7 protein-coding genes and 3 pseudogenes are annotated in these 13,449 nt (G+C 57.3%); 4 read left to right on the forward strand and 6 right to left on the reverse strand.

Annotated elements, in window-relative coordinates:
* Positions 1–32 precede the first annotated feature (32 nt).
* Positions 33–881 (forward strand): annotated as a pseudogene (locus E6X30_RS08905) (IS3 family transposase).
* Positions 882–1,061: 180 nt separating this feature from the next.
* Complete coding sequence (locus E6X30_RS08910) at positions 1,062–4,430, forward strand: Cna B-type domain-containing protein (protein ID WP_316336057.1); 3,369 nt, start codon at positions 1,062–1,064, stop codon at positions 4,428–4,430.
* A 111-nt stretch (positions 4,431–4,541) separates the two neighbouring features.
* Here the strand turns inward: E6X30_RS08910 and E6X30_RS08915 are convergent, their stop codons facing one another.
* From E6X30_RS08915 to E6X30_RS08940, 6 genes and pseudogenes are all read right to left on the reverse strand, one after another.
* Positions 4,542–5,105 (reverse strand): DUF2848 family protein, encoded by a 564-nt coding sequence (locus tag E6X30_RS08915; protein ID WP_141742330.1) that lies wholly within the window; start codon positions 5,103–5,105, stop codon positions 4,542–4,544.
* A 46-nt stretch (positions 5,106–5,151) separates the two neighbouring features.
* Positions 5,152–6,137 (reverse strand): annotated as a pseudogene (locus E6X30_RS08920) (IS3 family transposase); the annotation flags it as partial.
* 918 nt (positions 6,138–7,055) lie between these two features.
* Complete coding sequence (locus tag E6X30_RS08925) at positions 7,056–7,568, reverse strand: hypothetical protein (protein WP_034371366.1); 513 nt, start codon at positions 7,566–7,568, stop codon at positions 7,056–7,058.
* 10 nt (positions 7,569–7,578) lie between these two features.
* The gene (locus tag E6X30_RS08930) at positions 7,579–9,165 is read right to left on the reverse strand and encodes a recombinase family protein (RefSeq protein ID WP_065247000.1); all 1,587 of its coding nucleotides are present in this window, start codon (positions 9,163–9,165) and stop codon (positions 7,579–7,581) included.
* Positions 9,166–10,149, reverse strand: coding sequence for a recombinase family protein (locus E6X30_RS08935; protein ID WP_257876778.1), 984 nt, complete (start codon positions 10,147–10,149; stop codon positions 9,166–9,168).
* Positions 10,123–10,392 (reverse strand): annotated as a pseudogene (locus tag E6X30_RS08940) (recombinase family protein); the annotation flags it as partial. The pseudogene E6X30_RS08940 and the gene E6X30_RS08935, both read right to left, overlap by 27 nt.
* A gap of 186 nt (positions 10,393–10,578) precedes the next feature.
* Here E6X30_RS08940 and E6X30_RS08945 point away from each other — a divergent pair.
* Both E6X30_RS08945 and E6X30_RS08950 read left to right on the forward strand, forming a co-directional pair.
* A complete protein-coding gene (locus E6X30_RS08945; protein WP_316336058.1) occupies positions 10,579–11,094 on the forward strand; it encodes an ECF transporter S component in 516 nt (171 codons plus the stop codon).
* Positions 11,087–13,414, forward strand: a complete 2,328-nt coding sequence (locus E6X30_RS08950) for an ATP-binding cassette domain-containing protein (protein ID WP_316336059.1) — start codon at positions 11,087–11,089, stop codon at positions 13,412–13,414. Before E6X30_RS08945 ends, E6X30_RS08950 begins: the two co-directional genes overlap by 8 nt.
* The last annotated feature ends 35 nt before the right edge of the window (positions 13,415–13,449 follow it).

Raw genomic sequence — 13,449 nt, forward strand, 5'->3', positions numbered from 1 at the left:
ACGCAGAAGAGTTCAAGTAAGACGTCGTCGCGTTGGTGCGGGCAAGTGCCACGCAACGCGAGGTGTGTCGCGATCTTGGTATCTCGAGATCAGCAATGTCGAAATGGGTCGCTGATGCTGACAGACGTGACGCTGGCCTGCCGGTAGCAAAAGACGTGACCCCGGGGCGAGGATGCGCAGATTCGTGAATTGATGCGTCGGAACCGGCTCCTCGAGCAGGAGAACGAGGTACTCAGGCGTGCGGCGGCGTATTTGTCGCAGATTCATATCACGCCCCCAAAATAGTGTTCCCACTCGTCCAAGAGATGGCCGCGCCCGGTGCCCGCATTCGAGTGCCGGTGGCGGTGGCGTGCCGGGTGCTGGGGTTTACGAAGCAGGCGCATTACCAATGGCTGAAACAGCCGTTGTCTGCCCGAAAGATTGCTGACGCGCAGATCATTCAAGTATTGGGTGAACTCCACGAGGACGACCCCGAGGGCGGGTGCCGGGTGCGCGATCGATTCCCGCATGAAAGCGTCGCTCGCGGTTCGAGCGTTGGAGAACGCGCTCATGCAGCGTGGCTGGGTAGAAGGCGTGGTGGCGCGTAGCGATAGGGAAAGCCAATTTCGGAGTCGGGAGTTCCAGAAGGCGCTTAAGAAGCACAAGTTGAAAGGTTCGATGGAGCGTGTGGGGATAACGCAGCCATGGAGTTATTTTTCAGTTTGTTGCAGAAGAACGTGCTTGATCGGCAGCCGTGGCGTACCCGGCAAGAGCTCAGGCTCGCCATCGTGCACTGGGTTGAAGCGAAGTCTCACCGTAAACGCAAACCACGGGGCCTGGGAAAGTTGACACCGGTCGAGTGTGAGGGTATAAAGAGAGATGTAGTCGGTTTGGCTGCCTAATAGTGGAAACCCGAGTCAACCAAACCTTCAGCAGACCCTAGTTAGTTTTTTTGCAGTACCCCTTGTTGGGTGACTATCATTTGTTATGCGTTGATGGGGTTGCGTTGTCGAACCTTTTTGGCGGTCCTCTCCAGTACGCTTCTTGACGGTTGACGGACAACTGAAAGGGGGGGATGCTGAGTGGTACGGTCAATCTCGACAAAACTTCAGCAGTCTCCAACGCGTAGAATCGCGCTCACGGTTCTTGCCGCGTTCATCGCGGTCATCATGGTTTTCTGTTCGCAAGTGGTATACGCCTTAGGTAGTGGCGATACAAACGGCGACACCAAGGCTTATGAGCTAGAAGGTGTATGGAAGAACCAGCCAGAGGTTGTTACCTCGGGTCTCGATGTTCTTTCGATGGTGTGGCACCTGGACATCAACGATTCGGCGCCAGCGCCAGGCAACAAGCCCACTGCTGACAACCTCCTGTCTGTCACGGTGAAGAATGCGCACTTTGGCGAGATCCCCGCTGAGTGTCTCAGTGGAGATAAGGGTGCTTCAAAGATTTCAGAAGATAAGCGCACTCTGACTTGTGACATCGGTGAGCGCGATGAGGGTACAGCTCAGATGGTGCTATCGGGTGTCAAGGTTGATGGCCCGGCTGAGTCGAAGGTCTCTGCGAAGGCAACCTTCCGGGGTCTTGAAGCTGAGCTGCCAGAGATCCCGATCGTCGCGCCGTTCATCATGGACGCTAAGTTTGATGCTGGTGCGCCGAGCTCATTGACTGGTCAGCCAGACACGTACCAGGTCATGTCTTTCCCGTTCTCGTTGGCGCATTCAACGGGATCCGCGGCGGGCCCGGAAAGCGTGAGTTATGACATCACGATCAATGGTGTCCGCGGCGAAAGAATCACTACGCAGGATGTAGCGTGCGCGCCTATTGATCGCGTGCATTCTGGTTATCCGTACTCAGCTCCGGGTAAGCCGCAAGAGCAGACCGCTAACTTCCCTACATGCGAGTTCACTCTGGTTGACCCTGAGACGAACACCTTCCGATTGACGTTGTCTGATCTGGACTATGTTTCGAAGCGGCCGGAGCTTGACTCGAATGGTGTTCGTTTGCCGCAGGTTCAGCCGAAGCATCCGCGCGAAGTTATCGCCGCTGGAGAGCTGCGCATCAAGGTTCCGTATAAGGCCACCGGGCCTGGTTCGAACCGAAACACCAACGTGACGCTGAAAGCATCGACGCCGACGTACACCGCCGTCGATGGCTCAACGAGTGAAGACGACCCATCGAACAACCAGAACCGCGCCCCGATGATTCGCGGCAACTGGACGGGTGCATGGGTTGTCGGGTCCCAGCATCCGAAGGCATACCCAGGTATCGGATGGTCTGATACGTCGCGTGCTCCGGTGGGCTCTACTGTGATGTCGGTTTCCGGAATCGCTCCTCCGCGTGTTGAGGGCTTCTCTGACAACTGGATTTGCAACACCCTGGATACCGAGCGCGTCGATTTCGTCAACGCCCGCGTTGTTGCTGACCCCTACGCGAAGCCGAACGTCTACTATGGCGAAAACGTGGAGGACCTCAAGATCCTCTACTACACGGGTGAGGTTGAGGACCCTAACCTTTTCAAATGCGGAACTGAAGAAACCCCGTTTGATGAAGGTAAAGATGAAAAAGACGGCTGGAGCTACACCAAGCCTGCAGATCTCTCCACAGTGAAGGCTGTCAAGTTGCGTGTGCCTCGCGATAAGGGGCACCTGTCGAAGCTCCCGCAGTCATACTTCTACCTGGTTATCGAACAGAAGATTCACGATGACGTAGAGATTGGCGCAGACGTGTGGGCGTGGACTTCTGTTCTCAACGAGACACGAACCGACTGGACGATGGGTCTTGACGCGAAGATTGCTTATGACCGCGTCACTAACGAACGGGAGATCACTCCTGGGTTCGCATCCCCTGGCGTTATCACCGACGGGGTCCGCTATCCATATGCAGGCCCGGGGCGTGACCTTTTGCGCGTGGTTCCCTCGCTGCCTGTTGTAGTCAAGGACGTCGCCCAGCCGGAGTATGGTCCGGGTGAGGAAGCTGACTATACGATTCGTTACGGCCTCGAATCCGAGGTTGCGAACATGCCTAAGGATCAGGTGGTTATCGAAGACACCCTGCCGGCGGGCATGGAGTATGTTCCGGGTAGCGCTGACGTTGAGCCTGACGTGAAGACCAACGCTAACGGCCAGCAGGTTTTGACGTGGACGAAGGATGGCGTTGAGCCTAATATCCGCGTCTTTGAGGACGGCAACGCTTACGTCATTAACTACAAGGCGAAGTTGCCTAAGGACGCAAAGCCTGGAGCGGTTTACACCAACGAGGTCGCGGCATCGAGCCAGGGCCAGACCCGCAAGGCGACAGCTAAGGTGACGGTGCCGCGGGCCGGCTACACGTCGCTGAAGAAAAACGTTGAAACGCCTGTTGTTGAGACGACTCGGAACGGTGTTGCGGCTAACGAATGGACGCTTAGCCTGACGTCGAATGACCCGACACGTTCGAACCTCACTGACGTGATCGATGTGCTTCCGTCAAACGATGATTCCCAGGGTTCGAAGTTTGATGGCACACTCAAGGTGACCGGAGTTGAAGGTGCTGAAGGCGCGAAGGTCTACAGCACCACTGTGGACCCAGCTGAGATTGATGAAGACCCGAATGCCAAGGTCAATGGTGGCACCGGAACGCCGTCTGACATCTGGGAAGAAGGCGTGAAGGAGGACGCAACCGCGCTCCGCGTTATCACCAAAGCCCCGCTGGCATTTGGGGATAGTCAAACGATTACTGTGAAGACTGAGCTGCATCAAGCCCAGCATGGCGATGTTGTTGTCAACAAGGCCGTGGGTCGTGCTGAGAACACGAAACTGCGGATGCGTACGTCTGCGCAGTTCACGGTGCGTACGCCTGTCGACGTCAGCGTTGAGAAGGTGTGGAAGGACGAGAACGGCGAGACTCTTACGGAGACTCCGGACTCGGTGCAGGTGCAGTTGATGCGCCAGCAGGGAGATAAAAGCACCCCGGTGGGCGAGAAGGTTGTGCTTTCGGCCGCAAATGGTTGGAAGCACACGTTCGAATCGCTACCAGCCACGGTCGATGATGAGCCGGTCAGTTATACGGTGCAGGAAGACTCGGTTGAGGGCTACACCTCGCAGGTCAAGGTGGCGGACGCCGGTAGCGTCTTCGAGGTGACGGTCACGAATACACGTGAACCGGAGCCAACACCGGATCCGACACCGGATCCGACTCCTGAGCCGACACCGGATCCGACACCGGATCCGACTCCTGAGCCGACTCCTGAGCCGACACCGGATCCGACTCCTGAGCCGGCGCCAGAACCAACCCCGGAGCCAACACCGGAACCAGGTGAGGAACCAACGCCGGAGCCGACGCCGGAGAAACCGGGGGTTCCTGAGAAGGGGCTGCCTCGAACTGGTGTGGAAGTTGCAGGCTTCCTCGCGATCGCGACCACGTTGCTCGGTGTTGGATTGTTCCTCAGGAGGCGACCACGTAAGCAGTGAAACTGCTGTGGTGAGAACCTGGAGGAATAAAACGAACTGACGAGTATACCTCTGCAGGCTACAAAAGGGCTGGGCATGGACTTCAAAATCTATGCCCAGCCCATTTCGTTGTTAGCCGATTGGTTCTAGCATTGGTTTGATGGTGTAGGCGATCGCGATGGTGTCGTCGGTGTCTGGGTTGGTCATCGCCACGCGCCATGCGTTCGCGAACTGGTTGACCTCGCCATCTATAGGGATGGCGCCGGAGATCAAGATGGTGCCTTCTTCCGCGTCGCCGCGTTCGGTGACTTTCTCGATCCAATACTTTGGTGGCAGAAGCTCTGCGAGGGTTCCGTTCTGGATCTGTTTTCCGTTGCGGTCAGCAGCGGTGACGAACGCTTCAAGGCGGATCGCGTCGAGGTTTTCTTCAACGTCCTTCAGGCGCCATGCTTTCTTGCTCAGCACGTCTGGGGACGTTTTCTTGCTCCAGGCAACGCCGTTCTCTTCCAACGCGCGGTCGGTGAGACCGCAGGCCACGGTGGGCAAGACGTCGTTGGCGGTGAAGACTATGGCCCACTTGGCTTTGCCGGATGTCATGTTGTGCTGGAGGGACTGCTGAAGGTTTGGTTGACAGTTTTCCTTCTGTTTTTTAGGCCGTGAGTGGTGCGGCTGCTCCCGTGATGGTTCCGTATTCAATGCGTGTCAATTTACCGGGCGCGCGTTGGCGTCTCTTGCGGTGCTAGGTGCTTTCGATCCAGTGGCGATCGCTACGAAGAGCTCTTGGCGGTTGGCCCAGGATTGACGGTTAGGGACATTCTTTTGCACAAGGGCGCAGAATGACTCTATGGCCGCGTTATCCCCATAGGCTCCGGCCCTGCCCATGGGGCCCTTGGCATGGTAGGTCTTCAATGCGGCACGAAAACTCCTAGAGCAAGGTTGTGAGCCTCGATCGAAGTGGACGATCACGCCACGGGGATGTCCTCGTTTCCTCCTTGCGTCATCTAACGCGGCCACAGCCAAACCTGATTTTATCCGCGCACTAGTGGCGTAGCCCACGATTTTACGCGAGTGCAGGTCTTTGATCGCACACCGAGACAGTTTTCCTTCGCCTGTCCAATGCTCAGTAATGTCGGTCACCCACGCAGTATTTGGGGTATCGGCATGGAAGTGCCTGGCAGGCAGATCATCGTGGACCGGCCCACCGGCTTCTTCCTACGTGGTTTGCGCCTGGAGATCACCGAAGAAGATCTCAGCACTCGAGTACAATCGCCACACTCGTCGCTCAGAAATCTTTACCCCTTGAGCATGGAGTTCATCAGCGATCAACCGGTAACCGAACTCAGGATCATTGTGGTGGATCAGACGAATCTTAGCTATAAGCTCCTCGTCCCCTCCATCGTCTGTCCGAGAGCGGCTTAGCCAGCCACTTGTAGAATGCTTGGCGAGAAAACTTTAACACCCGAGTCGCGATCGTCAAGGTTGCCTTACCCTTTGCGACCTGTGCTTCCATGGTCGGGAAGATCCTTTTGGTTGGATTGTTTCCTGGCTCAAATAAGCTGCTGCAGCCCTAAGAACCTCGTTTTCCATTTCTAGTTCACGGATCCGTTTCAGGACAGCACTCATCTCTTTGGCCACCACGGGATCATTTGACGGGCTCATCCCATGAGCCTGCAGACGCGCGTCCGTCACCGCATCAGCTTTGAACTGCTCACTATAGACCTTCGGCATGATCAACATCCTTCCCGCCCCGCAACCGCGAAGCAACCCAAACGTCAACCAAACCCTCAGCAGTCCCGAGCATTTTCGAAGAATGTATCGGATGCAGTAAAGAGCTCTGGGAGATGTGAAGTATGCGGCGTTGCTGGTGGAGTGTTACAAGTTGATCATCGCATCCCTTTTGAGATTGACGGGTAAACATACCCCATGTTCTTGCTGAGTTAATGTCGCTGTGCCCTTTGTGTAATCGAGCCAAATCATGGCAATGTGAAAATTGTCCAACCTGGGCAGCTAAGAATCCAAAACCTGCGGTAAATGTATGTAGGCATCGCCATAAAATTACTTGAAAGGTGCCACCAAAGAGATTCGAGAAATTCGCCCTGTATTACAGGGTGTGGAATCTGTGAAAGCGTTTGATGCCCTGCGGCCATCTGTGTCTGCTCTACTTGTGCAATGGCTATTAGGGCTGCCCTCAAGCAATGGATCGAAAGTTGATAATTCCAGCGATTAGAATCGAACTCAGCGAAGTTTTTCAACTTGACACTTTGAACGTTAGCGGATCCCTCGACGCTCCTGCCGAGTGTGCTCCTGTATCCAGTGGCGGCTGGAGGTTGTGTCCGTAAGTAGTGATGTAGGTAGCTGTCGTCTCACCATCGATGCGCGGAAATTTTGACTGGTTCACTTCGACACGGAGGCAAACTCGGACTTTGCAGGGGCGTTTCCCCAGCTTGATAACCCAGCTCTAAATCCGTTTATCGAGTGCAAAATCGGTAGTCATCACGGCTGTCGGCGCCTGATTGTGGTGGTTCTTCGAACCGGGTTCTTGTATCCAACGTGAGTGCTTGTGCGAAACTTTCATGGCACGACGGGTACAAACAAGCGGGAACTACGATTTAGTCGCTTGATTGGTTCACTTCCAGCGGGTGAAGATCACTTGCCAATCTTCTGGGAAACGAAGAGCTTGCGGTAGTGGGGATCCCCGTCTTTACGCGGGTAATAGTGCCAGCCGATTCCTGACCAAAATTCGTCAGCGCCTTCGGAGAAAGCGATCAAGGGAAAGCCTGAGTAGTGGCTGATCAGATGCCTTGCAAACGCAGCCCCATAGTGATGTCGGCGAAGATCACGGCGGATTTCAAAGAACCAGATTTCTTTGGTCAGCACTTCCGAGTCGATCCCGATGTAGCTATCGGAGAGTGGCCAATCTGTCACCTCAGCGCGCCCGACTTCCACACCATCGGCAAGAAACTGGATGTACTCCTTGCCCTCCGGGGAGTCTTCGCCGACTCTTCCAGCCCTGTCGTGCCACCAGCAGTCATCGAATCCCTCGACCACCTGGAACGGCGTCACGTAGTCCTCAACTTGCTGAAGAACCCTCAGTTGTAAGCGATCCACCATTCCGAGAATACGCAAGCGCCCACCAAGTAGAGGCGGGCGCTTAGACATAGATACTGGGTTACTGTTTGATGGCTACTACTTGGGTGCTGCCGTCGCGGAATTGAAAGGTGACCCTGCCGTCGACATCGACGGTGCCTTTGTCGAGCAAAGCTACGCAGAGGTATGGGCTGAAGACCAACTGTTCAAGTTCAAGGTTGGCGGTCTCTTGCCTGTAGTAGTGGTAGGTGGCCAGCCGGTTGTGCTTGTTGTGGATTTCGTCGACCACGGCAGCGTGCTCAGCTAACAGCGCCTGGTGCTGTTCTTGGCTAGCGTTGAACGCCTTCTCGTAAACCTGTTGGTCTTGCGCGACGCGTGCGTTGTGGGCGATTAGTGATTCGAGCTTTTTCGCTACCTGGTCGATCTGGGCGATCAGTCCGGCTGCTTCGACTTCGAGGTCGCTGGTGTCGAGCGCGTCGAGTACGGCGTGGTTGACGGTGTCATCGGCAGGTGAGCCGAAGCGGAGGCGGATAGCCTCGAGGAACATGTACTTGAGTCGTTCATCGTTGATGTGCCCAGTAGTGCACATGGTGTCGCCTTTGTATTTGTGGCCGCAGCGCCAGATGACCTTTTCGTATTTGCTGCCTGCGTGCCAGGTTTTCGAGCCGAAGAAGTGCCCGCACTGGCCGCAGACAAGGGTGGATGAGAAAGGTCGGGTGCGGTGTTGGGCTCGCTGATTCGCGGTGCCTTTGGCGAGTTCTGCTTGGACGAAGTCCCACACTGCGGGGCTGATGATGGCCTCGTGGTTTCCGGTGACGTAGTACTGGGGTACTTCGCCCTCGTTGATGACTTGCTTCTTAGTGAGGACGTCTGCGGTGTAGCTCTTTTGCAGGAGTGCGTCTCCTTTGTATTTCTCGTTGGTGAGAATGGAGCGCACGGACTGGTAATGCCAGGTTTTATTCCCTGCTGCCGTGTAGGTTGCTGGCTCGTCTGTCAGGGTGTGCGCGATATGCCTGATGGAGTGGCCTTCCAGGTACATGCCGTAGATCCGGCGCACAGTTTTGGCTTGCTCGGGGTTGATGACGAGGCTGCCGTCTTCACCTTTGTCGTATCCGAGGAACCGAGAGTATGGGACGGTGACCTTGCCGTCGGCGAAGCGTTTGCGGTGCCCCCAGGTGACGTTTTCGGAGATGGAGCGGGCTTCTTCTTGCGCCAGCGAGCTCATGATGGTGATGAGGAGCTCGCCCTTTGCGTCGAAGGTCCAGATGCCTTCTTTTTCGAAGAAGACCTCCACGCCTTTGTCTTTGAGCGCTCGAACGGTGGTGAGCGAGTCGACGGTGTTGCGGGCGAAACGGGACACGCTCTTGGTGATGATCAGGTCGATCTTGCCGTCGAGCGCGTCGGTCACCATCTGCTGGAATCCGGCGCGGTGTTTGGTTGAGGTGCCGGTGATGCCTTCATCGGTATAGACCTTGACGAACTGCCAGCCTGCGTGGTCGCTGATGTAGCGGGTGTAGTAGTCGACTTGGGCTTCGTAGGACGTGACCTGATCGTCGTGGTCGGTGGACACGCGGGCATACCCGGCGACCCTGCGCAGGGTTGTTTGTCCAAGTGGAGCACCAGTGTGGAGCGCTCGGGTGGCGGGGATTGCTGTGACGGTGCGGGCCATTTAGCGTTCGCCTCGCTCGGCGCGCAGCCGCTCAGCCTCTGCCTTGGCCACGGCCCGGTACTTCGCCAGCGCTTCTGGTGGTGTTGGTGCTTGCCGTGGGTTGTCCAACCCGAGCCTTTTGGCTTCGGCCCAGCGAGCACGCACGAGTTCACCCCAGGCGGCTTTTCTTACTGGGGTCCACGAGCTCTTCTTCAGGTTTGGTCGCCACGTGTGCGAGCTGCTGGTGCCATCGGTGTCGTGGAACGTGTAGCGGTCTTTTCCCTGCACGTCGATGTGGTCGATACGCTCGGTGAACACGTCCTCGTCGAAGGCCTCGATACCCAGGACTCGGGCGATGAAGCCTTTGAGTGCCGTGTCAGAGATCTCGCAGGTGCCGCATCCGGTTTTCCGGCCTTTCTTCCGTTCGGTGCAGATCCAGTGCTCGGTGGAGATCGAGTTTTGGGTTTTCGGATTGCGTACGTTGCGCACGAACGAGCAGTTGCAGGACACGCATTTGATCTTCGACGTCAACGCCACAGTTTCTATGGACCAGTTCGCCCGGGCCCCGAGTTCGCGTCGGCGTGCAATCTCGGTTTGAACCGCGACGAAGGTGTCGCGGTCGATGATGGCGGGGATCGCGTTTTCCACCAGGTATTGCGGCAACTGGCCGGTGTTGCGCACTGCTCGTCCAGGCTTACCCTCCGGAGTGGACCATCGCCCTAACAGGAGGTCGCCGGTGTAGTGCGGGTTCTTCAGGATGTGACGGACCCATTCGCCGGGCAACTTGTTGTCAGCCAGGTGTGGAACCCTGCCGTCGGCGATGAGCTGCGCGGCCATCTTTTCGCACGAGATCTTCTTCATGTACTGGTCGAATATCCAGCACACCACGGCTGCTTCTTCTTCGATGATCTGGACGTCGGTGCCGTCAGCGGAGTCGGTGTAACCGTACAGGTGGAAGCCGTTCGCTTTTCCTTCTTCGAAGCCTTTCCAAATGCGCCACTTCACGTTTTGGCTGATTTGCTCTGATTCTGCCTGCGCGAAAGAGGCCAGCAGGGTGAGCATGAGTTCTCCGTCAGCGCTGGTTGAGGAGATGTTCTCTTTATCGAATCGCACCTCCACCTCGAGGTCTTTGAGCTCGCGGACGGTTTCGAGCAGGTCGACGGTGTTGCGAGCGAATCGCGAGATCGACTTGGTGAGGATCAGGTCGATTGCCCCTTCCCGGGCAAGGGCCAGCATTTCTTGGAACTGGGGTCGATGCGTGGGCTGCGTCTCTGCGTAGGCTCAACGTCTAGCTCAAGGGAATTGACCCCAGTCGGGAGTTAGGTTAGGCTAACCTAAGTGAAAGGGGGGTTTGTTGTGACAGACCGATCCGGTACAGTTCGACGCTCAGCTCGCGGAGGATTAACCGACTCAATTCTAGGTACCCGAAATCTCATGATGGTGGCCTCCCTGTCGGTGGTCGGCCTCATCATCCTCATCCCACTGAGCTACATCGCGCCGGCGGGTGCGGCTTCGCAGAGCGCAGTCTGGCTCGGGGTGTCCCTTCTCGGACTTTGGATCATTCCCTACCTCCTTCCTCTGACCGTTGTGCGAAGGCCGGGCGCTTCGCTGCTGGCCGCGCTGATCATCGGAGTTGTGAGCGTATTTACTACTCCCACTGGGCCTGCCGCGATTGTCGGTAACGTCATTGGCGGGCTCCTGGTTGAGTTTCCCATGGCGTTGATGCTGTACCGGAAGTGGACGTGGTGGGCGTATCTGATCTCCGCCGCATTCTTCGGGGCATTTAACAGCCTGTTGTACCTCACGCTGCTCAAGCACGCGGTGGGAATCTCGGTATCGGGACTGATCGTGCTGGTGGGAGTCACGTCGTCCGTCATTGGCGGTTTGGCCGTCGTCGGACTAACCCGTTTGCTCAACAATGCAGGCGTAGGGGTAGACCATCGTGAGTGAAACGCTGGCCTCCACTTTGAGCAGCGAGCAACGGTCTGTGAGCGAGTCCGCGCGGGCGCTCCTGGCGGTTGAGGATCTTTCCGTTCACTACTTGGGTCAGGACCGGTGGGTGCTGCAACGTCCAAGCCTGGTCCACCTGAGCGGTCAGGTAACGGCCGTCATTGGGCCCTCTGGATGCGGTAAAACTACCTTCGTCCGAGCCGTGTGCGGCCTTGTGCCCCACTGTCTGCCGTCCGAATACTCCGGCAGCGTTCAAATTGCCGGCGCCGAAATCGCCGACGCCACGGTCCAGTTGATCGCTACCAATGTCGCCTACGTGGGACAAAATCCGGATGCCGCAGTCATTACCCGTACGGTGTATGACGATGTCGCGTTTGCGCTGCAGAACCTCTGCCTGCCTGTTCCTGAGATTGATCGACGGGTACGCGAGGCATTGGCTGCGGTTGGTCTGGAGACCAAGCTGTGGGAGAGCCCATGGAGATTATCGGGCGGCCAACGCCAGCGCCTAGCGATCGCGGTAGCACTGGCTATGCAGCCCCGCTTATTAGTCCTCGATGAGCCAACATCGACTATTGACACGCAAGGCACGGACGAGTTTTACAGCGTCATCCAACAGCTGGTTAGCGATGGCGTGGGCATCGTGGTGATCGACCATGACCTCGACCCGGTCCTACCCCTGTGCGATCACGTCATAGCGCTCAACGCGCAGGGCGCGGTGATCGCGCAGGGAACTCCACATGAGGTTTTTCTCAGCCATACCGCGGAACTTGAGGCGTGCGGAGTGTGGCTGCCCCGTGCGTTACGCGACGAATCCCCGCACCACGCCTTGACCTGCGAGCAGGCGGGCATTCGAGTTCCCCGCATCACGGATATCTGTGGTGATTCGGTGCAATATCAGCGGCGCACCGAAGCAGGATGGGAAACCATCGATGCGATTGACACGCTCGACGGTGGAGGCAGCGCCACGGTAGAGCTGGCAGATTTCTGTGTTCCCGGACGTTCCCCAGCTATCTCTATGCGGCTACGGGGTGGCGAGTTTATCGCGCTTATAGGGCCGAATGGCGCAGGCAAAACATCCCTGCTCGCGGCGCTGGCGGGTCTCATACCATCAAAGGCACAACGCGCTACGGTCTGCGGAGAGGTTGTGCGGCGAGGGCGGCACCAGGTCGGCTACGTGTTTCAAAACCCGGAACATCAGATGGTTTGTTCCACCGTGGCTGGCGAAATCTCCACGGGGGATGTTTCCGCGTCTAAAGCCGAGGCTATTGTGGAGCAATTCCATCTCTCCCAGTATCGAGACCAACACCCGTTGACTCTCTCAGGCGGCCAGATTCGTAGACTATCGGTGGCTACGATGGTCGCCGAGAGCCGCGATGTGATTGTCCTTGACGAGCCCACGTACGGCCAGGACTGGGCGAATACCTGCGAACTCATGGCCTTCATCGACGAACTGCGCGCTGAGGGCAGAACCGTCATCATGGCCACCCACGACCTAGAACTTGCCCTATCACGCTGCAGCCACATCATCGCGCTACCTGCTGCCGTTAGCGAAACTCGTGAAAACGCCGCATCCGCAGCACCAGCGAACCCGCCTTCGCCGTCCGTGCCCCGTGGACTCTTCTCATCGTTCAATCCTGTGACGTTGCTATTGGCGCTAATCCCGGCGATGGTCATGGTGTTCGTATGCAAGGACCCGGCCGTCAATGTTGGAGTGCTCATCGCAGCGAGCCTGGCCATGGTAGCCGCGAGAGCGAGTCGCGCTCGAACGGTCATGTCACTGCTAGCACCCTGGGTCATCGCAGCTGTGCTACTGCCGGTGTTCCGCTACAACTACACCATTGAAGAGGTCAGCCCACTCTACAATTACGGTGGCGAGCCTGCGGCAGCGAGCGGTATCGGGGCAACGTTGTCCCTCATGCTGCTTTCAGGCATCAGCACTCATCCGGAAGCGCTGCTTCGCACGTTGACGACGACGTTCAAGCTTCCCTATCGGGTCACTGCGGCGGGAGCTGCGGCTGTCGCCTTCGTCACTCGTTTCCGGCAAGATTTCCAGCTGTTGCGCACAGCGCGGGCATTGCGGGGTATTGGGGCATCATGGGGGCCGTTAGCGCCCGCAATTCGATGGGTGGGTTCCCTCGTGCCGCTGGCGATCCTCGCCGTCCAGCACGGCGAACGGGTTGCCCTGTCGATGGATTCACGTGGCTTTAGCGCCTATCCGCGGCGCACGGAACTCCAACACACACCGTGGCAGGTGCGAGATTGGTGCCTGGTGGGCCTCCTTTGGGCCGTTACTGCGTTGCTGTGGTGGTGGCGCCAATGAACGTTTCGAAAGACTCGACTCGACAGGAGCCCGAT

Source organism: Dermabacter sp. (assembly GCF_032550575.1).
Lineage (GTDB): Bacteria > Actinomycetota > Actinomycetes > Actinomycetales > Dermabacteraceae > Dermabacter > Dermabacter hominis.